We start from the raw sequence: 24283 nt of genomic DNA on the forward strand, positions 1-24283 counted from the left end.
CATGGATAGCGGATTGCTCATGGACTGTGGGTTGCTCATAGATACTGATTGCTCATGGATAAAAAGGAAGTGTTAATGAAAAAGGTATTGATGGTCGCGATGGTTTTGGCGGCGCTCCTTTGGGGCTATTTTGTATCCCAACAAACGACAGAAACTGCACCACCCACAAGGTTAGACTATGTACCCGAAGATACGCTGCTCTTCTCGGCGCAGTTCACGCCTTTTCCCATCAAAGATTATGTGGATGCCATTCCTGAGGTGCAAAAACGTAAGCCTGTGGAGTTAATCCTGTGGCTACACGAGGAGGAAGATCCTCAAGTGCGATTCTTTTTGAGTCTTCTTGACCGCTACATGACAGCACTCAAGGATGGCCAAACCTTTATCGACACTTTTGGTTTTCCCGACAAGATCACCAGTTATTTTTATACCTTAGGGGCTATTCCAGTCCTTAAGCTGGATATTGTCAATCCCGAACGTTTTTGGGCTTTGCTCGATAGTGTTGAGGCCAACAGTGGTCTTAAGCATATCGAGCGAACCCTTGATGATCTCAGCTATCGCGCTTATCCAGTGGTGGATTTTGGTATGCAGATGGACTTGATTTTCGCCATAGAGAACGGGGTCTTGACAGTGACTCTCTCGGGAGATCTTAGCTCGCCAACACTGCTGAAAACGGCCCTGGGACGCTTAAGGGCTGACTCTCCTCTCAGCGCGACCGACAAGGTGCCTAAGATGATAAGCGAGCATGGTCTGCTGGCCGATGGGCTGGGCTTTGTGAATCATCAGACTCTGATAAAAGGACTGACAACGACAGATGGCAATCTGCTTGCGCGCCAGTTAACTCAGCTGTTTGAGCAATACAGGCACGACCCCTTGCAGGAGCTACGCACCTCTGTCTGTCAGGAAGAGTTAACCACAATCGCCGAAAATTGGCCTCACACTGTGCTTGGTTACCGGGCGCTGGATGTGAATGACAACAAGATCACCATGGATCTGCGCACTGTGATAGAGAGTCATAACGGCACTATCTTAGGGGCGTTAAATCAGCTTCGTGGTTTTCTGCCCGCTTATACCCAGGCAGAGGACGGACTCTTTACATTCGGCCTGGGTCTTGACTCCAAAGAGTTGGCTCCAGCCTTGACTAAGGTATGGAATGAGCTGTTAACACCCAAATATCGATGCAGCGTCTTGCATGAGCTCCAGGGGGATATCCAGCGACACAACCCTATGATGGTGAGTATGTTCACCTCAATGGCAAACGGGGTGAAGGGGATCGCTATGTCGGTGCAGGATTATGAAGTAAACCTCACTGGCCAACTGATGCGTATCACTTCGTTAGACGGCTTAGTTAGTCTTTCTGCTGAGGAGCCTTTAGCGCTGTTTAATATGGTTAAGGTGTTTGATCCCACTCTGGCACAACTGCCGCTCAAAGATGATGGTTCGGCCATTGAGTTGAATTCATACCTGCCCTTACCTTCCCATCTTGGGGTAAAGATCTATATGGCCATTAAGGGTCAGCATTTGGTCGTATTCAGCGGTGAAAAGGGTAAGCAGTTAAGTCAGGAGTTAGCCAAAGAGAAGCTCAGCAGTAATGGGCTTGTGACCCTGAGTACAGATTATGGCAAGATGGCGGCACCACTGATGAATGTACTCGAGTTAAATGATCTGAGGCTGAGCCCAGAACGGGATGATCTTAAAGAGTATGATATGAAGATTAAACTGCAACTGGATGTCACCGCCAAAGGAATACAAGTCGATTCCTCGACCCAGATGGGCAAATGAATCGAGTGAAAAAGGCTGTTTCGATTGTTTTTAAGCAGCGAGCCCCGTTTTTGGTAGGGCTCATGTTATGTTTTTCAGATTACTGTTTTCAGATTACTTTTTTTCTACGCCAAGTGATGCCAAGGTGGTGGCGATATCTTCGGCTGCGGTTTTGGGGCTGATGTCATCATCGATTTTCAAAATCTTGCCATCTTTGCCAATGTAGAAAGTGACGCGACTGGCCACCCCGACCATATTGAGCACATCATAGGCCTTAGCGGTTTCTTTAGTGGGATCGCTCAGCATAGGGAAGTCGGCTTTCTGTTCGGTGGCAAACTTTTGGTTATCTTCAAGTTCATCCACGCTTGCCATCATATAGCTGACATTGTATTCACGGATCAGACTGCCTTTCTCCACCAGAGATTTACACTCTATGGTACAGCCGCGGGTATTAGCCATGGGATACCAGGCCAGGACTAAGGCTTGTTTTCCAAGATAATCGCTCGATTGGTAGAACTTTCCGTCAGTGGCTTGTAAGCGAAATTCTGGCGCTTTATCGCCCACTTTGAGATCGCTTGCTTGAACTGTGGTGCACAGTCCCAGGGCGATAGTGGCGCCGAGCAGCAGGTTTTTTAAACAGGGTTTCATAGTTAATGTCCTTTTATCTGTGTTGTTGGTTCTTGTTGATTCGTGTCTCATTCGGTTTTTGCTTAATTTCTAGCCTAGATAGCTGAGTCTAATTGACTAGATCTCTAAAATCCTTAGGCTCATAAAATATCATTTATCGATATGCCTATCGCTATCCTGTTGGTGTGTGCATTATAGTCAATAAGGCTCTCGCCATAACCGTTAAAGTATTGTGCATAAAAGCGTAAGTTACCCATGATGGGATAACTCCAGGTCAATTCTACCGCCCCATGATTATGCTTCTTCAGGTTGTTTCTCAGCATCATGCTAAACCTGTGTTCATTGTGGCCGTACACTGAGGTGAGTTCAAAATAGCCCATGTAATCAGTGATATCGGGATTATCATCTCCCTGTGCCGATGTAGGGGTTTCTTTCTTTTCCTCTGGAATGCGCCACCAAACCTTGCTGGCTATGGCAAAGGGACCATTATCAAACACCATGGTGCCATAGATACGGTTCCAGCTACGGGAAAGATCAGCTGTCTGGCCATTTGATTGATGCACGGCACCAATACTGATGAGCGAGTTGGTGAGCGGGCCTAGTTTCCAATCATTATTAAAAACCATAAATAGCTCTGGCGAATGATTGGTTTCCCTGAACGGTGAGGATGCCTCTTCGTTATAGACCTGCCAGTAAGATTGGTTGGTATAGGCAAAAAACAGATGACCATTGTCTCCAAAGATGTTGTACATCAAAGGCAATTTGAAACTGAACTGAAATTTGGCTTCCATCTTATCGACTTCGGCGTCGCCATTAGCTATGCGATCGGCAAAGGGCGCCATATTAGGTGAGCTGTTGTAGGTCACGGGTAAGAGGTAATTGACATTGTGCGGTGTGATCACAAAAGGAAGCTCAGCAGTGGCAGTCTCATCTTTGATGCGTTTATCGAGTAAAGAATCGGCCTCAGCGGGATTTGGTTCAGCAGGGGGAGTGGACTGAGATTGCTGCGACTCAGCTTGGTTGGCCTCAGACTCTGCGCCATAAGATGGCAAACTCAACATAATCAGGGTAAGGAGTAATACTGAGCTGCAACGGGAAAGGGGTGAATTCATCTACAGGATCCTTTTGTTATTCGCTTTACTCTATGCTGTGGCGATTTTAATGCCCAGCTAGCCTATTGAAAAGCAAACTCTTGTTATGAAAAGTGTCGCTTGTTATTGAACAGAGCCGTCATAGAAAAGGCTGGTCTACGACTAGTCATTTATATTAGTCACTTATATTTAGTTTCCAATTTTATGATTCGGATTAACTTGACTGCCATGCCAATTTTAATAACTAAAAAGAATAAATTTAAATAATTTTATATTTATTGTGGAATATGAAAAGCCGCTATATTGAACTTATTATCCATGTAAGAGATGCGGTTTATGGGACTATTCACTCTACCAAGAAGACCAAGCTTGGGCAAAGTCTGGCTTGTTGGGGCTGGGCCTGGCGATGTTGAGCTATTGACGCTCAAGGCTTATCGCATCTTGAAACAAGCCGATGTGGTGCTGTATGACGCCTTGGTTAGCGAGGCGATTCTGGCGTTAATTCCTGCAGGTGCAGAGAAAATTGCAGTAGGTAAACGTGCGGGTAAACACAGCGCAGCTCAAGATGAGATCAATCAACTGCTGGTCACTAAGGCTTACACCCGCAGCAATGTCGTGAGGCTAAAAGGGGGCGATCCCTTTATCTTTGGTCGTGGCGGCGAAGAGTTAGAAACCTTAGTGGAAGCAGGTATCGCCTTTGAGGTTGTACCGGGAATCACAGCAGCTAGCGGTACTGCCGCCTATGCAGGGATCCCGCTGACCCACAGAGATCATGCCCAGGGTGTCACCTTTATTACCGGTCATTGCAAGCTAGATAGCCGTCCAATGGACTGGCAAGCCTATGCAAATAGCCACAATACCTTAGTCATCTATATGGGAATATTAAACGCCGCCACTATCTCTCAGGGGTTGATGCAGGCGGGCAGAGGGGCAAAAACCCCCGTTGCTATTATCTCCAAGGCCACCACGGCAGATCAGCGCACCTTTGTCGGCACGTTAGATGAGCTCGATAGGCTTGCAAGCTTACCCGAACTTAAGATGCCTGCCTTGATGGTCATTGGGGAAGTGGTTGGGCTCTCCAGTCAGCTTAACTGGTTTAAGCCCGGGGAGAGTCACTCTGCTCTAGATGAAAACCTAATGTTCAACTGAGGCTAAAGTGTTTATTGAACAGAGCGAATATGGCCTTGAGATAGGCCTCTTCCGCTTTCGGCTTAACCAGCTGCGCGAGCTCATCACCAATAGGCGTCAGGCGATAATAACTCAGCTGCAGATGACTATGTTTGGGCTTTAATTGTTTTTGTACGCCACCTAGAGTCAATGGGATAGATGTTTTGGCCGTCAACGTGCCGGTTTCAAATTCGCTTCTGTGTAACAATCCCGCCTCAATCAGTGTCAGTATGGCGGAATAGGGCAGCCCAAACTGAGATAAGCCGAGATTGACCTGAGTCGTTTTTCTAAAGAGCTGTTCCATTCCGCCAGTGTGCCGATAGCCGATAAGCAGCTTGAGTCTATCGTCCTCCCCCAGTCTGACAGCCATACTTAAGGCTTTTTCAAACAACTGAGCCTCTTTGTGGGTTAACTGCTTGAGCGTACTCAGGCTGCGTAAACTGAACTGCCCAGGATTGGTGATCTCTCTGGCAAGAATCCGCCCCCACAGTGTTTGCATATTGTGATTGTGGATCTGCTCGGCCAGTTGATAGAACTGATGTATCCAATCAGGATCCAGATCCACGCCTGTAATATCTGAGGGGGGGGGGCGGCAATTGCGATATGATGAATCGCCTCGACATTCGCCTGATATTGACTGGCTAGCTTTTGAGCTCGAAAAGTGGCGCGCTGGGCGATGGAAGCATTAGCCGCCTGATAATTCCCTTCACTTCCCAGGCCGAATCTTTGTCCAAGCAATAACACCTTCTTGCGAGCCGAGACCTCCTTGACATTGCCTGAATGAGGCTTGGTGCTGCATACTCGTGTCGATTCCGCCATTATTCCATTCTCTTCGATTAGGGTTAATTAACGCGATGTCAGTGGATATCTTAAAGCGGATCCTAATGTGAGTGCTAATTTTACAGTGAGTTTCTCTCACACTAAATGGGGATGAACTAGGGCTTTGTGCTGAGCCTCGTGATCTGTTTCAATTAAATTAATCTGTTTTTAGCTTATTATCTATTTGTGTTATATCGATTTTGTTTGAGGTTACCGTGAGTAAAATTTTAATCGTCTATTCAAGCGTGCATGGTCAGACGCGCAAAGTCACAGACTTTATAAAACAACAGCTTGAGGCGTTAGGCGATGAGGTAACTTGCACTATGTTGGAAGATGCTCCAGAGTTGGGCTCATTTGACAAGATAGTGATAGGCGCCAGTATTCGACATGGGAAACATAATCCTGGTGTTTATCAATTTATTAGCCGTAATTTAGCCTTACTGAACGAACGGCCTAATAGCTTCTTTTCGGTAAGCCTAGTCGCGAGAAAAGCGGCGAAAAACACACCAGAAACTAACCCTTACATGCAGGCGTTTTTAACTAAGACTCCCTGGCAGCCTAAGTTGCTGGCCGTATTTGGTGGCAACCTGAATTATCAGGGCTACAATGCCCTGGACAGGAACATTATCCGCTTCATCATGTGGCTGACCAAAGGACCGACCGCTGCCGACACTCAGGTAGAATACACTGATTGGGAGAAAGTGACCCAATACGCTAAGGCGCTGCATCAGCTTTGATGAGGCTGAATTTGAGAGGCTATATGAATAAAGTGACAAAATTTGTAAGACACCTAGTTGATTATCAGCATCTTATATTAATTGTTCTGTCACTTTTTTTGGTAGCAACCAGCGGCTGGATCTTGATGGGGAGGGGGCTTAGCGCCAATGCTTCTATTTGGGATCTGCTGCATGTTTACCTCGGTCTTATCGCTGCCTGTTTTTCCCTGTCTATTCTGGTCACTAGCACAATCCACGGAGGCTGGCGTCAATATTATCCCTATCTGACAGGCGATCTGTCCCAGGTGGTGAGCGATCTTAAAGGTTTGGCGAAAGGGCGGATCCCCGCGGGGGGCGGCAAAGGGCTGTTCAGCCTGATTGAAGGCATTGGCTTGCTGCTCTTGTTGGGGGTGTCTGTTACAGGTCTACTCTGGTATCTGCAACAAGGCAGTAGTGATGCTTTAATGTGGCGCAGTTGGCATCACTTATTTGCCCAGGGGTTTATCGGTTTTCTGATAGTGCACTCCATCTGCGCCATCTCCCATCTGCTTGACTTTATCCGCAACTAACCGCGGGTTAGCTGGCCAGTGAGTCTCGGGTGGTGACCAGCCGCTCGAACTCGATTAAGGTTAAGGGTTTACTCAGGAAGAACCCCTGATAATAGGGAACCTGGTAATGTTTCAGAATTTCGAGTTGTTGCGAGTCTTCTACCCCTTCAAAACAAAAGCCCCATGAGGGGCTTTTGGGCTATTTAGCGCTTGTTAAACGGCTATTGCGGACTATTTATGCTCTACAGCAAGATAGTTAATAAGATCGATAAGCTCGCCTAGGGTGCGGATCTCACCCAAGTTAACTGCATATTTATCGTTGACGATAAATGTGGGTACGCTTTGAACCCTAAACTCTCTTTGCTGAGAACGCCACAGGTTGATCTTGTCTGTTACCACCTTGCTGTCGGCTACCTTGTCATAGTTGCTGATATCTATTCCTTTATCGGCAAACACCTTCTTGATATCGTCGCGACTGTTGATCTGGGGTTTTTCATGGGCGCTGTGGTCGTGATCATGGCTATGCCCGTGACCACCGGCTTCCCCCTGGATGGCAACAAACATGGCGTGGATCATCTCGTCCTGCACCTTCATCTCTTGAATAACGCCCAGTGAACGCATCACTTCGGTGCCAATCTCACTGTTCATAAAGTCAACATGTTTGCTGTCGAAGCTGACACCCGGCTTCAGATTGGCCTTAATATCGGCAAGGTATTGGGTTTCCATGTTGAAGCAGTTGTGGCAATAGAAGGAGTAAAACTCAGTCAGTTTGGGCTGAGCACTTGGTGCTTTGTCTGATACTGTAGTGAAATGTTTTCCTTCAACAAACTGCGCTGCAAAACTGCTTAGCGGCGCTATGGCTAAGGTAAGCGCTAAGGCGATATGTTTGATCATTGTGTCCTCGGTGACAGCCTGGCTGCCTAACATTAACAAAATTCAGTGAAATTTAAGATAATAGTAAAAGCTTAAGTATGTCTGAAAGCGGGCGGGCAAGCTGTGATGTGGATAGGGTTTAGCAAGTAAATCATGCCCATCCGTTCAGATGGGCATGGGTTCAGACTTAGATCTCGGTAAAGATTTCGCTGATAGGAAGACGAGACTTAGGCAGCTTGGCGTTGAAATCCTCTTCGCTGCGTTGACCCAAGGCAACAATGACAGATGCGCTGAAACCCTGAGCGGGTAGATTAAGCACCTGGTTCAGCTTAGTTGCATTGAAGCCTTCGATTGGGCATGCATCTATGTCCAGCAAACTGGCGCCTAGCAAGAGAGTGCCAAGGGAAAGGTAGACCTGTTTTTCCATCCAATGCTGGGCATCTTTTAATTCGACTCTGTGCATGTTAACGAAGAAAGAGCGGCCATTATGCTGTCCCTGCTTCGCCTCTTCATTCTGAAAGCGGCCATCTTGCTCCTCTTGTGCCAGCACTTTTTGCAGGTGTGCCTCATCCATACTGGTTTTTGTGCACAGCACCAGCACATGAGAAGCGTTGAGGATTTTCTGAGTGTTAAAGGCAAAATCTGTGGTTGCTTCGGCAATCTGCGCTTTACCACTTTCACTGCCTGCCAGTACAAAGTGCCAGGGTTGAGAGTTAGTGGATGAAGGGCTAAGTCTAAGTAATTGCTTTAGCTCCTCTATTTTTTCCTCACTGATTCTCTGACCCGCAGCGAAAGATTTGGTCGTATAGCGTTTGTTGGCATAAAAGCTGGCTGATTGCATGGTTGGCTTCCTGTATTTAGCTGAGCCTTGATTTTACGTGAGGCAGATGCAGGGAAAAACCGGCTGGAATCACAAATACTTTCAAAAATAAGTTGATAATGGCGCGTAATATCTGTGACAGGCGATCTTAGCATGAGACTGGCGGCTATATTGGCCGGGGGAGTTCGCCTTAGGGTAGGTTTGCTTTTTCGCCATAAGATTGAAATGATGGTGATGCTTAACTACGAAATATTTGGCTGCAAAATAATTGGCCGTAAAATGCGCTAATGGGACTGATATCCTCCTTCCATCGGTAAGCGGATAATCGAGAGGGTATTGAGTCTGTCTGAGCAATTACCCCATGTCATGGGGATAACCAGTTTGATGAGGGAAGCCCGGCTATGCTAGATGCGATTTATCGGGATGATAATAGCAAGATCACCTATTCGGTATTTAGGTTCCAATCTCTCGATGAGGCGCAAATAGAGCGTTTGCGCCAACAACTCTATTGTCCAGCCTGTGATGGTAAAGCCTATTATCGAAAGGCATCGCGCGATGGTAAAGCGGCCTGTTTTGGCTCGCGCTATCACAGCGCCGATTGCCCGGAGTTTAAACCCTCGTTAAGTCGTCAGCGTGAAGAGCAGGACGCCATCGAAGTCAATCAGATGCTGCAAGACAGTGAGTCTCTGGTCATAGACTTTTCTAAACCGCCTCGCCGCCGTGCAGGAAGCCAAGGTAAGGCGCCGACATCGAAACCTGCCTCACAGGCAAAGAAAGCGGCTGACTTAGTGGCCGAACCTGAAACCAACTATGGCGTAAAGAGCGCAGGGGCTAACAAAACCGACAGCGAGTCAAGCCAAGCCAATACAGCGCAAGAGAGCGGCGCAGGCGAGCAAAACACTCAGCCTAAAATGGGCTCAGAAGGGCTGGAGAAGCTGCTCAACAGCCTGCTTAGGGGCAGTGATCTTGCCAAGTCTGATCTCTGGGTCTACACAGATCCTAAGTATCGCTGGCGGGCGAAGAATCTGTTTGTAAATTTTAGCGATGCTGAGCCCACAGAGAAGGGGGCGCCGCGCATGTATTGGGGTACCATCTCCCATAGCGATAAAGCCATGATGTGGCTCAATCCGGCCGATTGTCAGGATGTGGGTATTCCCATCGACCTGTTTAAACCTGAGCTTTGTCAGCGTTTTGGCATTCAATCCCGGCGCGATCTGGAAGGCGCTGGGATCATCATCTTTGGCAAATGTTTCTACAACAAAGATAAGACGCGCAAGATCATCCAATTATGGAATCGCGATATCAGTCGTATGCACCTTTCTCTGCCAGAGGAGGCCTAGCTTCAGTCTTTCCCTGCGGTCGATAAACTCGCGGGTTTTGCCCTGTGCCTTATCAGTTTGTCGCCAAATTGATACAGACCCAGACCGCCTATTACGAGTCCTGCACCCATAATCAGCTCTTGAGTAATGGTCTCATTATTGAGTATCGCCCCTAAAATCATGGCAAATACAGGGGTGATCAAGGTGACCAGGGCGACCGTGCTGGCATTAAGGTGCTGCAAAATATAGAAGTAGCCGATAAAGCCAATCAAGGATCCGAAGATACCCAGATAGATGATGGCGGCCATAGAACGCAGCGACCAGGTATCGACAGGAAGGCTGGCGTCAAACAGCAGCCAGGCCAAGGCAAACAGGGGCGTAGAAACCAGCAAGGCGCCGACTGTACTGGCAATCGGATGAATCGCCAGCTCCACGGTTTTTATCAGTACGCCGCTTAAGCTGAACAAACACACGGCGCAGAGAACTAGGATGAGGCCTATCCAGCTATCACCATCGAGTGCCAGCTTGGCAGAGCAGACCACGGCCAAGCCGCTAAAAGCTATTACAAAGGCCAATATACGCATCTTGCTGAATTTCGCTTCGTTCAACAATTTTTGTGCCAGTAAACCCGACAGCAAGGGGGATAGGCCGAAGATGAGCGACATGGTACCTGAGGGAATAAAACGCGCGGCAAAATAACTGAGCAACATGCCGCCCACTATGCCGATAGCAGAATAGCCATAGAGCTTAAAGGCGGTGCGATTTAGTGGCAGACGTATGCTGCTGAACATAATTAGCAGGCCACCAATCAAGAGGGCGATCACCATACGCAGTAGCACGGCCATAGTCGGGTGAACCGATTCGCTACTCCAGACTATGCCAAGGGGGGTCGTCGACCAGATGATCACTACGGCTAAAAAGGAAACCGGCACTAATTTAGGAAGAGAGGGCTGCGCTGACATGATTAAGGGCCTTGACACCTGATGCTTGAACACCAAATAAAATTCGCGGGGATTTTGACTGAGTTTAGTCGCGATTGCTACGGGAAAATGAATCCAGCCGCAAAATAACTCTGTTTTCTTTATCGGACCCATTCAAGTTGATATAGAAGTCCCATAGCCTCAGAAGGGACAAGGCCCTTCAGCACCTGTCCCTTCCGTTTAAGTTTATAAAATTTATGGTATTTCAGCGCTTTGGCCATATCCACTAAAGAGTTGGCTACAGGCCTGCGATGGCAGACTTAAAACAAAGCCGAATTCAGCCAGAGATGGACAAGAATACTGGCGATATAACCCAGGGCGATTACCGGGGTCCACTTGAGGTGACCAATGAAGGTGTAATTGCCACGAGCCTGTCCCATCAGGGCAACGCCAGCGGCGCTACCGATAGAGAGTAAGCTGCCACCGACCCCAGCGGTTAAAGTCACCAATAACCACTGGCCTAATACCATATCCGGATTCATGGTCAGTACGGCAAACATCACAGGGATATTATCGACTATGGCCGAGAGCACGCCTACGGCGACATTGGCATAGGTGACATCCCATTGGCTGTACATGGCTTCAGACACTAGGCTCAGATAGCCCATAAAGCCCAGGCCGCCGACACAGAGCACCACGCCATAGAAGAATAACAGGGTATCCCACTCCGCCTGAGCGATCCGCCTAAAGACATCGAAGGGCACAACGTTGCCTAATTGACCTAGACGCTTGAGATCATTTTCCTGTTTGGCCTTTTCTTTGGCCAGCAATATCGCTTTAGGAAAGCTTTTACGCAGGAAGAAACCGAATAGCTGCAGGAAGCCAAGGCCCGTCATCATACCCAATACTGGGGGTAATCCCAGCAGGCTGTGGGTACACACGGCCGTGGTTATAGTGAGTAAAAACAGTACCACTATGCGCCTTGCTCCCCGTTTCAGACGCACCTTTTCTTCTTGAGTATCTTGGGTGGTGTTTTTGATGAAAAAGCTCATGATAGCCGCAGGCACCAGGTAGTTCACCAAGGATGGAATAAACAGGTGAAGGAATTCGCTGAAATGCACAGTGCCTTTTTGCCAGACCATCAAGGTGGTGATATCGCCAAAGGGGCTGAAGGCGCCACCGGCATTGGCGGCCACCACGATATTGATACAGGCGATAGAGATAAAGCCTTTGTTATCGCCGCCCACTTTCATTACTACGGCGCACATCAGCAGTGCCGTGGTCAGGTTATCGGCGATAGGGGAGATAAAAAAGGCCATAAAGCCGGTGAGCCAGAAAACGGTACGCAGACTAAAACCCTTGAGGATCATCCAGCTACGCAACGCATCGAAAAGATTACGCTCTTCCATTGCGCTGATATAGGTCATGGCGACCAGCAGAAACAACAGTAGTTCGGCATATTCAAGCAGGTTATGTTTAAAGGCGGCTTCAGACAGCTCAGACATGCCGTTTTGTACATAGATGTAGCCGATGACACCCCAGATAAAGCCGGCGGCGATCAGCACAGGTTTGGATTTTCTAAGGTGCAGTACCTCTTCCCCCATCACCAATAAGTACGCCAGGATAAAGATGGTGACACACAGATAGCCAGCAGTAGTGGCGGTAAGGTCAAGAATCGCATGGGTATTTTCAGCGTCACTCGCAAACACCCCAGGGGCAAAGAGTACACAAATAAGCGTGAAAAAACGGATTAGATGCGGGAGAAACTTTGCTGGTTTACGCTGTTGTGATCTCATTCAGTAAGCTCGATTCTTAAGGGAATGCTGAAAAAATTACCACAACTTACCTGGTTCAGAACTTGATATTTCTCAAAATTAGCAGATATTTTTATGGCATTCTTCGACATAGAGAACAAATAAAACTCAGTATGCAGGCTAAAAATACTAGTTTATCTAGGAAGATAAGCAAAATTCAGCAGAAAAAATACCGCAAATTCATAAAGAATAAGCGGTATTTTTTACTCTTGTACCAGTTTTTTCCTCGCGCCAAGTTAAGCGAGATTTGGGTCAGTTGGGGTTGATGGAGCCCAGTCGGCCGACCTGATAGTCGACAATCGCCTGTTGGATCTCGGCCTGAGTATTCATCACAAAGGGCCCCATATGGACTATGGTTTCCCTGATGGGCTGCCCTGCAAATAACAAGACGCCTGCGCTAGTCTCACCACTTTGCAGTGATAGCAAGATCTGACTGTCGACAATCAGGTATTCGCCCTCACCATACTTGTTGTCCGCTGTGTGCAGACTGCCTCGATAGATATAGAGCCCGGCATATTCTCTGTGGCTCAGCGAGAGTTGTGCGCTGCCCTTTGGCGCCAGCATGAGATCGGCGATCAGCGCCTCTCCTGCAAGTCCTTGAATGGGCGCGCTGATGCTCTGGCCACCGACAAATTGCCAGTCGCCTGCCAGTGCGCGAAGGGTTGCCCCAGTGTCATTGCTCATCTCGGGATTACGAACCTGAGTGCTGTCCTGGTAAATGGCTGGGCGCAGTTTATCTTTGGCGGGCATATTGACCCAGATCTGAAAGCCGTGCAGTCCATCGGCGGCATCGGCGAGTGGCATTTCTGAGTGCACCACACCATAACCTGTGCTCATCCACTGAACGTCTGTGGCGCGGATCGCTTTAACATTGCCCATCTGATCCCTGTGCTCGAAGCCACCCTTGCGGATATAGGTGAAGGTCTCAATGCCGCGATGTGGGTGAGGGGGGAAGCCGCCAATAAAGTCTTGCTCATCGTCGGACTTAATCTCATCTAACATGAGAAAAGGATCGAATTGAGTCCGAGTAAAATCGGCCACGCGGCGGATATTGACACCATCGCCATCCATCGCCGCTTGGGCGCTAAACTGGTTAATCACTTTCATATTGGGCTCCTCACATTGCATGAATGTCCTATGGATTCATTGAGTGCGCACTGAGTCGGTCGAGTCTCTATATGATAGTCAATCGCCTTTAAAACCTAACCCAAGCGCGAGTCTGTCGTGAGAGATTAACAACAAATGAATAGAACGAATATCACGAAATAGTGCATATTTGTTTCTATTTTTTAGAATGTTTTGTCCCTGCCAGGTCGTGACTCATCCGGCTTTATTAGCTGTTACTGTTTTTGAGCCCCCGGAATAAGGTAGAGTAGAGGGTATAAGGTTTCTGCCTACCTAATTTAACTCTTTATGGGACTGAATATGGGCTGTATCGATTTGGGTTTCAGGTTTGATAATAGTTTTGCCCGCGAGATGAGCTGGGCTTATGACGCTTGTTTGGGGGATCTCGCTCCCGCACCAAAGTTAATTAAGCTCAATAGCGAACTTGCTGCAAGTTTGGCTTTAGGCAATCGCGACAGTGAGCAACTCGCCAGAGTGCTGTCTGGCGGCGAGGCGCCTGTGGGCGCTGAGCCGCTGGCTCAGGTCTATGCCGGCCATCAATTTGGGGGCTTTAGTCCAAGATTAGGGGATGGTCGCGCCTTGCTACTCGGTGAGGTATTAGATGGATCAGAAAATCGCTGGGACATACAGCTTAAAGGCTCGGGCCCGACCTGCTTCTCTCGTGGCGGTGATGGTAAGGCTGTGATTGGCGCTGCACTGCGGGAATATATTCTCTGTGAGGCGATGCACGCACTTGATATCCCCACGACGCGCGCGCTCGCCGTGGTTACCACAGGCGAGGAGATCTTCCGCGATCGTCTCCTGCCCGGAGCCGTGTTTACACGAGTGGCCTCCAGCCATCTGAGAGTCGGTACTTTTCAATATTTTGCCGCCCGGGGCGAGATGGACAGGGTGAAACAGCTGGCCGATCACAGTATTGCGCGTCACTATCCTCAATTGCAGCAGAGCAAGCAGCCTTATCTGGACTTTATCTGCGCCGTGCGGGACAGGCAGGCAAAGCTGGTCGCTAAATGGCTGCTGGTGGGCTTTGTTCATGGGGTGATGAATACAGATAATATGACCATCAGCGGCGAGACTATCGATTACGGCCCCTGCGCCTTTATCGATCACTATGATGCCGATGCCGTCTTTAGCTCAATCGACCGTGAGGGGCGCTATCGTTACAGCGCCCAACCAGCAATTGCCCAGTGGAATCTTGCCCGCTTTGCCGAAACCCTGCTGCCTCTGCTTAATGATGATGAGCAGCAGGCTATCGACCTGGCGACAGAGGCTATAAAGGGCTTTTGGCCTGTGTTTAATCAGCACTGGCTAAGCGGCGCCTGCGCCAAGTTAGGCTTGTCAGAACCTCAGGAGCAAGATGGCGAACTCTGCGAGCAGTTGCTTGAGTTGATGGCTGACGATGGGGTCGATTTCACCCAGCTCTTCAGGCAACTGGCACAAGACATAGAGACTGCTGACAACCAGGCTCAGCAGCTGTTTGCTAAGGCTGAGGCTTTTAACGCCTGGCGTGAACGCTGGCTGGCGAGGCTCTCTAGCGATCCCCATTCGAAGGCGCAGCAGGTCGGCCTGATGAACAGGGTTAATCCGGTTTATATTGCGCGTAATCATCTGGTGGAAGCGGCCATTGCCGCTGCAGAGCAGGGAGATTATCAGCCCTTTGAGCGACTGACTGAGTTATTGCAAGATCCTTTTCAGGTGCGGGAAGGATTTGAAGAGTATGCCAAGGCTGCGCCTGCGAGTTTTGGCCCCTTTGTCAGTTATTGCGGCACCTGATTAGTGCCTATTCAGCCGATGAGTTCAGGTACTGTACTGAGAAATGTACTGAGGAATTATGGGGCTGACTTGATTACGCAATCCGGGCAATTCCATAATAAAATGAAGCAGTAAGTCGAGTGAGTCTCGTCTAGCTTTTCGTCACATATCAGATACAATGCTATTACGATTGATAAACAATGTTACCGATGAGGCCGATGGATGAATAGAGCAAAAATCTTAGTAGTCGATGATGATCCTGTATGCACAGGGGTGTTGCTTTCACTCTTAGGTGAAGATTATGAAGTGATCTCGGCTAACTCGGGTAGCATGGCCCTGGAACTGTTAAATACCTATACGCCAGAACTGATTTTGCTCGACATTACCATGCCGGAAGTGAATGGCTATCAGGTGTTGAAACAGCTTAAAAGCGAACAGCAGAGTAAGATCCCTATTGTGGTGATAAGTAACCTGAGTGAAGATTCGGATAAGAATTTTGCGTTAAAACTCGGTGCCGATGATTATGTGGCTAAGCCTATTATGCCTGCGGCCATCTACGAACTGCTGGATAAGTACCTCTCATAATCACAGCTTAGATATCGCACTGATATGGCTTAGCTATCAATTGGTAATTGCTTAGAAATAAAAAGGCTGATCTCATGATCAGCCTTTTTTTACATTTTACTGTGTAGACTAGGACTAGCGCGCACCAGGCTCGGCGAAGCGGGTCATCCAATCTTTCACCTGCTGATACCAGTAGATGGAGTTATTGGGTTTTAAGACCCAGTGATTCTCATCGGGGAAATAGATCATCCGCGACTCGACACCACGATTTTGCAGAGTACGGAACAGCTCAAACCCTTGGCCAACAGGGACTCGGTAATCCAACTGACCGTGGATAATTAAACTGGGCGTATTGAACTTGTCGGCAAAATAGTGCGGCGAGGTCGACTTATACAGCTCAGGATTTTCGTAGTAATGGCCAAAACGCGTGGCATGGGGTTCAAAGTCACCGGACATTTGCGAGTACATGTTGTACACGGCGGCATGGATCAGCAGCGCCTTAAAGGGCTGGTTTTCCTGACCTAAGATGATGGAGCTTAAATAGCCACCGTAGCTGCCGCCACCGGCCACCATGCGATCGCCATCGATCCAAGACTTTTGCTTGAACCAGTCGACCGCCTGCATTATGTCTTCCAGCGACTTATTCTTCCAATCTGGGTTGATGCTGTCAGTAAATTCCTGACCGAAGCCACTCGAGCCATGGAAGTTAGGCCAGGCGGTGACATAGCCCCAGGAGGCGAAGGTCTGTGCGTTCCAGCGGTAATGGAAGCCATCGGATATCGCATTGTGTGGGCCGCCGTGGATTAGCATAAATAGCGGGTATTTCTTGCTTGAATCGAATCCGGGTGGGTAGTGTATCCACATCTGGATATCATCGCCCTGGTAGCCCTTATAGGTCACAGACTCGTAAGTGCCTAAATCTACATCCTTTAAAATGTCATCATTGAAGCTGTCAAGGCGAGTGGTCTTGCCATTGCGGGCATCGACTTTCACTAAGCGTGCCGGATGGAGGAAACTCTCATTGGTGGCATACAGCTGACCATCCTTGGTGATGGCTGGCTGACCGAAGTTGGTCGCTTGGGTGATGGGCTTTACCTTGTCTTTTATGGCATCGATAGCATAGATGCGGCGTGTGCCAGCATCATCTATGGCGGCATAAAAGCCCTTGCTGTCGGCGGTCCAGCTAAAGCTGGAAACCGAGCGATCCCAATTATTTGCCAGTACACGCTCGGTGCGTTTGTTCATATCCAGTAACACCAGCTTGGCTGTGTCGGCATAGAAGCCAGGGATACTCTGACGCGTAAAAGCTAATGTCTTGCCATCTGGGCTGAAAGTCGGTCTGCTGTCTGGCGCGTTATTGCTTGGGGTTAAGTTAACCACTTTATCGCTGCCAATTTTGGTCAGGAAGATATCCAGTTTGATATCAATCTGATCGTCCCAGCCGTTAGCATTGAAGGCTAGCCATTGCTCTTTGGCGTCGACATCATAGTTGCTGGCACTCTGATAGTTACGTGGCAGCTGTTTGTCTAAGGGAAGGGTAATAGCCTGGATATCACCGCCCTTTGCTGGGATGCGAAACAGGTGTGCCTGACGCTCTTCATCTATCCAGTGGTCGAAACTGGCATAGGGCAGGGTGTTCCATTGGTGGGCAGAGACTTTGGTGTCTTTATCGGCTTTTAGCTGGGCTTTCATCTCTTCCCAGTTTTTGCCGGGGAAAACCTTGCTGATGAAGTAGAGGTGTTGGCCCACCCACTTGATGCCATAGACGCCGCCGGGGATCTCGGTCAGACGCTGTGCTTCACCAGGCTGGGATAGAGGCAGCAGGTAGATCTGGCCGGCATCGTCATCGTCGCGTTTGCTGACAAACGCAAGGCTCTTGCCATCGGGAGAGAATGTTGCCTCGCTGACCCTCAGGCCTTTTGCAGTAATGGCTCTCTGGCTTGAGCCATCCTCATTAAACAGATAGAGCTGGGTTGAGCCCTTATCTTCCGGCACATCATATTGGGTCACAGGCGCGATAATATACTTACCGTCGGGTGAGACGATTGGACTGCCGATGCGGCTTAATTCCCACAGGGTTTCGACCGTTAGCAGCTTTTGTGCAAATGCCGTAGAAAATGGCAACAGCAGACACAGTAAGAGTATCCCTATTTTCTTCACTCTTGCTTCTCCTTAGTGTTTTTGTTTTTCTTGTCGATTTTACATGCGCCCTTTACGGGAGCAATATTGGATCTTGGGGGTCATTGTCGGGGTTTTATCGCCCTGTGTCACATGTTATTTGTGATTAATTTCTTTATTTTTCCTAAACTTAAATCAAGCTTAAAATCTAGTTTTCCGGAGAGTTGAATGATTTTTCCCGTCTCAAACTGGGCGGGTATTTTAGACGGCTGAAACTTAAGGATAAAACGGGCGGATAACTGACAAAGGGGCTGTAACTGGTTAGAATACTCACTGATCATTTCTCATCAGAGCCAACTTAATGCATGTACATATTTTAGGGATCTGTGGCACTTTTATGGGCGGGCTAGCCCTGTTAGCCAGAGCCTGTGGTCATAAGGTAACAGGCAGCGACGCCAATGTTTATCCCCCAATGAGCACGCAACTTGAGCAGCAAGGTATCGAGTTGATCCAAGGGTTTGACCCCGATCAATTGGGGCAAAGTGAAGAGGATGCCCCCGATTTAGTGGTCATAGGCAACGCCATGAGCCGGGGCAACCCCTGTGTCGAGGCCGTGCTCAATCGGGGTTTAAATTACACCTCAGGCCCGCAGTTTTTAGCCCAGCATATACTGGCTAACCGTTGGGTATTGGCTGTTTCTGGTACCCATGGCAAGACATCCACCTCCAGCATGTTGGCCTGGATTTTAGAAGATTGTGGTTATGAGCCCGGCTTTTTGATTGGCGGCGTGCCGCAAAACTTCGGTGTCTCGGCGCGATTAGGGGGCTCACCCTTCTTCGTGGTGGAGGCCGACGAGTACGACAGCGCCTTCTTCGACAAGCGATCTAAGTTTGTTCATTACCAGCCTCGCACCTTAGTGATCAATAATCTTGAGTTCGACCACGCCGATATTTTCGACGATCTTAAGGCGATCCAGCGTCAGTTTAACCATCTTATCCGTACCGTACCGGGCCAGGGCAAGATAGTCTGGCCTGCAGCCAGCGATGCAGTGCGCGAGGTGATAGAGATGGGCTGCTGGAGCGAGCAGGAAACCTATGGCTCAGCGGAATCAGAGGGCTGGCAAACCAGGCTGCTGAGTGAAGATGGCCACAGGTTTGAGGTCAGCTTTAAGGGTCAGCCTCAGGGTGTGGTCGATTGGCAGCTTATCGGTCAGCACAATGTGGAAAACGCCACTATGGCGATAGCCGCAGCGCGTCATGTCGGGGTGCAGCCTCAGGCGGCTATCGAAGCATTAATGAGATTTGCACCGCCTAAGAGACGTATGGAGCTGATTGGCTCGGTCAAGGGCATAGAGGTGTATGATGATTTTGCCCACCATCCCACCGCCATAGCGACCACCTTACAAGGGTGCCGCGCCAAGGTGGGAGAGGGACGGATTATTGTGGTGCTTGAGCCACGTTCAAATACCATGAAGCGTGGGGTGCATAAGGCAACCCTGGCAGGCTCAATGGCGCTGGCGGATCGCGCCTTTCTCTATCAGGCGGACAATATCGCCTGGGATGTGAAGGCGGCGATGGATGCGGCTCCTCTGCCTGTATCTGTGCTATACCAGATCGATGAGCTGGTGGAACAGGTGGCCAGTGAAGCTAAGGTCGGCGATACCATAATCGTGATGAGCAACGGCGGATTTGGTGGTTTACATGGCAAGCTCCTCGCCCGATTATCCCAAAGCTAGCCGCTAACAGCTTAAGTTCAGCACTTGAAAAGAGAGGATTATGAATTATCCAAGAAAGGCTAAAGCCATCAGTCTGGCCTGGACAGGTGCATCCGGTGCGCCCTATGGCCTAAGGCTGCTTGAATGCCTGTTACGTGCCGATTATCAGGTGTTTTTGATGATATCCAGTGCGGCGCGTGTGGTATTGGCAACCGAGCAGGGACTGCAGCTGAGCAGCAATGGTGACAAGGCCAAGGATCAGCTACTCGAATTGTTCGAAAGCCAAGGCGAGCCTGTCACAGGGGAGCTGTTTGTATTAGGCAAAGAGGAGTGGTTTTCACCGCCCGCCTCAGGCTCGGCTGCACCCAAGCAGATGGTGATCTGCCCCTGCAGCACTGGGACTCTCGCAGCCGTCGCCACGGGTATGAGTAATAATTTGCTGGAGCGCGCCGCCGATGTGGTGATAAAAGAGCGCGGGCAACTTATTCTGGTGCCAAGGGAAACTCCCTTTAACAGCATACATTTAGCACATATGCTGTCGCTGTCAAAACTCGGCGCGACCATAATGCCTGCCGCTCCAGGCTTTTATCATGATCCCAAATCGATCCAAGATCTGGTAGACTTCATGGTCGCTCGGATCTTAGACCATCTGGGTGTCGACCACGCATTAACTCAGCGTTGGGGCTATGCCAAGCACAGTGCCAGCAGTAGCGACAATTAAGAAATTTTGAGAAGTATATGAAACACACCATCGAAGTGATGATCTCGGCAGATGAGATTGAGCAGCAACTGAATCGATTAGCAGAGCAGATCAATGCTCATTACGCTAACAGCGAGCGCCTGTTAATGGTGGGTTTGCTGAAAGGTTCAGTGGTCTTTATGGCCGATCTGTGTCGCCGAATTAAGGGTCACGTGGAGATCGACTTTATGTCGGTATCGAGCTACGGAAATGCGATGACCAGTTCACGGGATGTGAAGATTTTAAAAGATGTGCAATCTGATATTGCCGGTCGCGATGTATTGATCGTCGAAGATCTTATCGATTCAGGCAACACCCTAAATAAAGTGCGCGAAATGTTACTGCTGCGGGAGCCAAAGAGTTTGGCCCTCTGTACTCTGCTCGATAAGCCTGAGCGCCGTGAAGTGGACGTGCATGTAGACTTTATCGGTTTTACTATCCCGGATGAGTTTATCGTGGGTTACGGCATCGACTATGCCGAGCAGTATCGCAACTTGCCCTATATTGCCAAAGTTGTCCCTCTGGATTAATCGATTGCCGGTAAAATTTAAAACTCCTGCGTGCGCGGGAGTTTTTGTTTGTGGATTCTTGTTAGAAAATGGAAGTAATTAATGACCAAGCAGCCGTATGCGTTAACCATAGATTCCCTTAAGAAAACCTATAAGGGCGGTGTTGAAGCGGTAAAAGGGATCAGCCTCAAGGTGAAGGCGGGGGATTTTTTTGCCCTGCTGGGCCCAAATGGTGCCGGTAAGTCGACCACGATCGGCGTTATCTGTTCCCTGGTGCAGAAAACCTCGGGTAAAGTCAGCGTGTTTGAGCATGACATAGACATAGAGCTTGAGCTGGCCAAGATGGCGATCGGCCTAGTGCCCCAGGAGTTTAACTTCAACCAGTTTGAGACAGTGCAGCAGATAGTGGTCAATCAGGCGGGTTACTTCGGGGTTTCCCGGGAGCTGGCCTTCGAGCGTGCTAAGAAATACCTGACGCAGCTGGATCTCTGGGATAAACGTAACAGCCCGGCGCGAGCACTCTCCGGTGGGATGAAGCGTCGCTTGATGATCGCTCGCGCCTTGATGCACGAGCCTAAATTGCTGATCCTCGATGAGCCAACGGCCGGGGTAGATATCGAATTAAGGCGGTCGATGTGGACCTTCTTGACTGAGCTTAACAAGCAAGGTGTGACCATTATTCTAACCACTCATTATTTGGAGGAGGCCGAGATGCTGTGCCGCAATATCGGCATTATCGATAAGGGTGAGTTGGTGGAATGTACCAGCATGAAGTCCCTGCTCAGCCGTCTCAATATGGAAACTTTCGTGTTCGATCTTAAGGCTGATCTCAATGCCTTGCCAGAGCTCAATGGTATTACTTGCCGCTTAATCGATCCCCATACCTTGGAGGTGGATGTGGCCAAGGAGCACAGCATCAACAGTGTGTTTGCCAAGTTGAGTGAACAAGGGGTAGAGGTCTTATCCATGCGTAACAAGGCCAACCGCCTGGAAGAGTTGTTTGTTGCACTAGTGGAGCAGGGAAAAGGGAGCCGAGCATGAGCGCAAATATCAATATGAAGCAGGTTTATCTCACTGCATTTAAAAGCATTTTAATCAAAGAGATCACTCGCTTTACCCGCATCTGGGTGCAGACCTTAGTGCCGCCGGCTATCTCTATGACACTCTATTTCCTAATCTTTGGTAATCTGGTGGGCAAACGTATCGGCGAGATGGGCGGGGTGAGCTATATGGAGTTTATTGCGCCTGGCCTTATCATGATGTCGGTGATCACCGCCTCCTACTCTAACGTGGCCTCTTCGTTTTTCAGTGCCAAGTTTCAGCGTAATCTCGAGGAGCTGATTGTCGCGCCTGTGCCCCATTATGTGATGATTGCCGGCTATGTGGCCGGTGGCGTGGCTCGTGGCCTGTGTGTGGGTACCATAGTGACCTTAGTGGCCATGTATTTTGTCGATATCAGCCTGCATCATGTGGGGCTGGTGGCCATTACCGTGCTGCTGACCTCGGTCCTGTTTGCTCTGGGTGGCTTAATCAATGCGGTATTTGCCAAGAGTTATGATGATATCAGTATAGTGCCCACTTTTGTGCTGACGCCGCTGACCTATCTTGGCGGGGTGTTCTACTCCCTGAGTTTACTGCCCGGCTTTTGGCAGGGGGTGTCCCAGCTCAACCCTGTGGTCTATATGATCAACGTCTTTCGCTATGGCTTTCTCGGTTATGCCGATATCAGCATTCCGTTGTCGGTTGCCATCATGCTAGGTTTCTGTATCGGCCTTTGGGCTATCGCCTACTACCTTATTAGCCGGGGTATCGGCTTAAGAACCTGAAAACCTGAGAACTTAAAACTTGGAATAACATGAAAAACGGCAGCGATAGGCTGCCGTTTTCTATTTCTGGGACTGGATCTTTGGTTAGATCAACAGCTTTATCGCCTCACTTTCTTCCAGCCAGCGTTGACATTTCAGGGCGTTAAAGATCCCCTCTTTATCGTCGAGACCATGAACCAGACCATAGGCGTAACCTTTGAGATAGATAAGCAGGTATCGTCCCTGCTGTTTATCCTTATCCTGATTAAAGGGGGCAAGTTGCTTTTCCAGCCCCTGGTGCAATTTAGTGGCGTCGATTTCTATGCTTAAATCTGAGGCCAATTTTGCGCAGATCAGGGGTTCTATGATCTCGGTTCGGCGCAGCAGATGTTGGGAGTGACGCATAAACTGATAAGGGTCTAGCTGCTCACTGCCAGTGTTGGCCTCATCTTTTGGGCTCATTTGAGTGAATTGGGGGGATAATAGGTAACTCAGCACTAGGCCCAGAAGCAGGCCTGTCATCAGCAGGGTGTAGCGATTGAGTTGCCGTATCAGTTTAAGTTTCACTTACTCTTTTGGCCAGTGGTGAAGATTTAAGCTTAATTTTAGTTCTTTTTTACCTAGTTTATGTTTGTTTTTGGCAGCTGTGCCTGACTTTTGTCCGTATCTTCTTCTCCTATGGTCGCTTCAATTTTGTGTTTATGTTGCTCTAATAATGCCAGGGTATCTGCGTTTATCTTAATAAGATCATCGAAGTAACGATCCATCTTATCGATTTGAGCTAAAAACTCGGGGTCATCTTTGGCTTTTTTTTGCCAGTAACGTTTACGATCCAGCTTTTGCAGCTCGCTGGCACGGAGGATTTCATAGTAGCTGTTTTCCTGTTTGAGGCGATAAAGCTCGCCGTCGATCAGGTGCAGTAATTGCTCTTTTGAGAGCGACTCTTTAGCCAGGAGAGCTTTTAATGGGTCTTTGGTCTCTTTGGGTTTGTCGCTGTCGGTTTCGGTGACGACACCCAACTGATACTCTATTTCGTGTTGCCGAAACTCTTTCGGACAAGAGACCTGGCTAAAGACAATCTTGTCGCCTTTGACACACTTATATATGGTGCCTGCATGGGCGTTGAGGGGAAACGCCAGTGAGATAAACACCAGCGAAGTGAGCAATCGTTTGTCCATTGGGCGATACTGTCCTCTATCAGCCTAAAGTGTATGGATCACAGTCAGTTGTTGCGATCACCTTGTAGCAATAATGCGTTGCGTTAAATAGAAATTTTGGCACTGCATTAGATGACTCAGTTCATTACTATGCACATGACTAAGTTCATGACTAAGCACATATTCCCTGTCTTAGTTCTAACCTGTTAACTATGACGTAACTTAGAGTTTAACTCCAGCTTTTGTTTGTAAAACAAGCAATTTTACTGGCGAGAGGAAAATAAAAACGCCGTGACAGCAAGCTTGCTTATCACGGCGTTTTCGATTT

Annotated in this window: 22 protein-coding genes and 1 pseudogene; 12 read left to right on the forward strand and 11 right to left on the reverse strand. The window is 48.8% G+C overall.

What is annotated here, in order from left to right; all coding sequences use genetic code 11:
- The first annotated feature begins 75 nt into the window (after positions 1-75).
- Positions 76-1779, forward strand: coding sequence for a hypothetical protein (locus LZP69_RS00565; RefSeq protein ID WP_234198108.1), 1704 nt, complete (start codon positions 76-78; stop codon positions 1777-1779).
- 93 nt (positions 1780-1872) lie between these two features.
- Here the strand turns inward: LZP69_RS00565 and LZP69_RS00570 are convergent, their stop codons facing one another.
- Together LZP69_RS00570 and LZP69_RS00575 are read right to left on the reverse strand one after the other, a co-directional pair.
- Positions 1873-2406, reverse strand: coding sequence for a peroxiredoxin family protein (locus LZP69_RS00570; RefSeq protein ID WP_234198109.1), 534 nt, complete (start codon positions 2404-2406; stop codon positions 1873-1875).
- A gap of 119 nt (positions 2407-2525) precedes the next feature.
- Positions 2526-3497: a phospholipase A gene (locus tag LZP69_RS00575; protein ID WP_234198110.1), complete on the reverse strand. Its 972-nt coding sequence runs from the start codon at positions 3495-3497 to the stop codon at positions 2526-2528.
- 315 nt (positions 3498-3812) lie between these two features.
- Between LZP69_RS00575 and cobA the strand changes: the two genes are divergently transcribed.
- The gene (gene cobA, locus LZP69_RS00580; protein WP_234198111.1) at positions 3813-4625 is read left to right on the forward strand and encodes a uroporphyrinogen-III C-methyltransferase; all 813 of its coding nucleotides are present in this window, start codon (positions 3813-3815) and stop codon (positions 4623-4625) included.
- Here the strand turns inward: cobA and LZP69_RS00585 are convergent.
- Positions 4618-5462: pseudogene (locus tag LZP69_RS00585) on the reverse strand (TIGR03899 family protein). The gene cobA and the pseudogene LZP69_RS00585 overlap by 8 nt on opposite strands.
- A gap of 215 nt (positions 5463-5677) precedes the next feature.
- On the opposite strand from LZP69_RS00585, the gene hemG reads away from it, so the two are divergent.
- Together hemG and LZP69_RS00595 are read left to right on the forward strand one after the other, a co-directional pair.
- Positions 5678-6199, forward strand: coding sequence for a menaquinone-dependent protoporphyrinogen IX dehydrogenase (gene hemG / locus LZP69_RS00590; RefSeq protein WP_234198112.1), 522 nt, complete (start codon positions 5678-5680; stop codon positions 6197-6199).
- Between the two features lie 23 nt (positions 6200-6222).
- Positions 6223-6747 (forward strand): cytochrome b/b6 domain-containing protein, encoded by a 525-nt coding sequence (locus tag LZP69_RS00595; protein WP_234198113.1) that lies wholly within the window; start codon positions 6223-6225, stop codon positions 6745-6747.
- Positions 6748-6957: 210 nt separating this feature from the next.
- Here LZP69_RS00595 and LZP69_RS00600 read toward each other — a convergent pair whose 3' ends face one another.
- Together LZP69_RS00600 and nfsB are read right to left on the reverse strand one after the other, a co-directional pair.
- Entirely contained in the window at positions 6958-7620 is a 663-nt protein-coding gene (locus LZP69_RS00600; RefSeq protein ID WP_234198114.1) for a thiol:disulfide interchange protein DsbA/DsbL, read from the reverse strand.
- A 166-nt stretch (positions 7621-7786) separates the two neighbouring features.
- Positions 7787-8440, reverse strand: a complete 654-nt coding sequence (gene nfsB, locus LZP69_RS00605) for an oxygen-insensitive NAD(P)H nitroreductase (protein WP_234198115.1) — start codon at positions 8438-8440, stop codon at positions 7787-7789.
- 380 nt (positions 8441-8820) lie between these two features.
- Here nfsB and LZP69_RS00610 point away from each other — a divergent pair, with 380 nt between their 5' ends.
- Positions 8821-9759, forward strand: coding sequence for a hypothetical protein (locus LZP69_RS00610; protein WP_234198116.1), 939 nt, complete (start codon positions 8821-8823; stop codon positions 9757-9759).
- A 2-nt stretch (positions 9760-9761) separates the two neighbouring features.
- Here LZP69_RS00610 and LZP69_RS00615 read toward each other — a convergent pair whose 3' ends face one another.
- The 3 genes from LZP69_RS00615 to LZP69_RS00625 all read right to left on the reverse strand — a co-directional run bounded on the left by LZP69_RS00615 (position 9762) and on the right by LZP69_RS00625 (position 13579).
- Positions 9762-10700: a DMT family transporter gene (locus LZP69_RS00615; protein ID WP_234198117.1), complete on the reverse strand. Its 939-nt coding sequence runs from the start codon at positions 10698-10700 to the stop codon at positions 9762-9764.
- 278 nt (positions 10701-10978) lie between these two features.
- Positions 10979-12454, reverse strand: coding sequence for a sodium:proton antiporter NhaD (gene nhaD, locus LZP69_RS00620; RefSeq protein WP_234198118.1), 1476 nt, complete (start codon positions 12452-12454; stop codon positions 10979-10981).
- Between the two features lie 270 nt (positions 12455-12724).
- Positions 12725-13579 (reverse strand): pirin family protein, encoded by an 855-nt coding sequence (locus LZP69_RS00625; protein WP_234198119.1) that lies wholly within the window; start codon positions 13577-13579, stop codon positions 12725-12727.
- A gap of 318 nt (positions 13580-13897) precedes the next feature.
- Here LZP69_RS00625 and LZP69_RS00630 point away from each other — a divergent pair, with 318 nt between their 5' ends.
- Positions 13898-15370 carry a protein adenylyltransferase SelO gene (locus LZP69_RS00630; protein WP_234198120.1) on the forward strand — a complete coding sequence of 491 codons (1473 nt, stop codon included), beginning with the start codon at positions 13898-13900 and terminating at the stop codon, positions 15368-15370.
- Positions 15371-15571: 201 nt separating this feature from the next.
- A complete protein-coding gene (locus tag LZP69_RS00635) occupies positions 15572-15934 on the forward strand; it encodes a response regulator (RefSeq protein WP_234198121.1) in 363 nt (120 codons plus the stop codon).
- A gap of 114 nt (positions 15935-16048) precedes the next feature.
- Here the strand turns inward: LZP69_RS00635 and LZP69_RS00640 are convergent, their stop codons facing one another.
- Positions 16049-18073 (reverse strand): S9 family peptidase, encoded by a 2025-nt coding sequence (locus tag LZP69_RS00640; RefSeq protein WP_234198122.1) that lies wholly within the window; start codon positions 18071-18073, stop codon positions 16049-16051.
- A gap of 319 nt (positions 18074-18392) precedes the next feature.
- Here LZP69_RS00640 and mpl point away from each other — a divergent pair, with 319 nt between their 5' ends.
- The 5 genes from mpl to LZP69_RS00665 all read left to right on the forward strand — a co-directional run bounded on the left by mpl (position 18393) and on the right by LZP69_RS00665 (position 22819).
- Positions 18393-19766 carry a UDP-N-acetylmuramate:L-alanyl-gamma-D-glutamyl-meso-diaminopimelate ligase gene (gene mpl / locus LZP69_RS00645; protein WP_234198123.1) on the forward strand — a complete coding sequence of 458 codons (1374 nt, stop codon included), beginning with the start codon at positions 18393-18395 and terminating at the stop codon, positions 19764-19766.
- Positions 19767-19806: 40 nt separating this feature from the next.
- On the forward strand, positions 19807-20466 hold the full coding sequence (locus LZP69_RS00650; protein WP_234198124.1) for a flavin prenyltransferase UbiX: 660 nt from the start codon (positions 19807-19809) through the stop codon (positions 20464-20466).
- Positions 20467-20483: 17 nt separating this feature from the next.
- Entirely contained in the window at positions 20484-21014 is a 531-nt protein-coding gene (gene hpt / locus LZP69_RS00655; protein ID WP_234198125.1) for a hypoxanthine phosphoribosyltransferase, read from the forward strand.
- An 81-nt stretch (positions 21015-21095) separates the two neighbouring features.
- Complete coding sequence (locus LZP69_RS00660; protein ID WP_234198126.1) at positions 21096-22034, forward strand: ABC transporter ATP-binding protein; 939 nt, start codon at positions 21096-21098, stop codon at positions 22032-22034.
- A gap of 14 nt (positions 22035-22048) precedes the next feature.
- Positions 22049-22819 (forward strand): ABC transporter permease, encoded by a 771-nt coding sequence (locus LZP69_RS00665; protein WP_234198925.1) that lies wholly within the window; start codon positions 22049-22051, stop codon positions 22817-22819.
- 84 nt (positions 22820-22903) lie between these two features.
- Here LZP69_RS00665 and LZP69_RS00670 read toward each other — a convergent pair whose 3' ends face one another.
- Together LZP69_RS00670 and LZP69_RS00675 are read right to left on the reverse strand one after the other, a co-directional pair.
- Positions 22904-23365, reverse strand: a complete 462-nt coding sequence (locus LZP69_RS00670) for a hypothetical protein (protein ID WP_234198127.1) — start codon at positions 23363-23365, stop codon at positions 22904-22906.
- Positions 23366-23418: 53 nt separating this feature from the next.
- Positions 23419-23976, reverse strand: coding sequence for a DUF4124 domain-containing protein (locus LZP69_RS00675; RefSeq protein ID WP_234198128.1), 558 nt, complete (start codon positions 23974-23976; stop codon positions 23419-23421).
- Between the last annotated feature and the right edge of the window lie 307 nt (positions 23977-24283).

The sequence above is a fragment of the Shewanella sp. AS1 genome (assembly GCF_021412565.1).
Classification (GTDB): domain Bacteria; phylum Pseudomonadota; class Gammaproteobacteria; order Enterobacterales; family Shewanellaceae; genus Shewanella.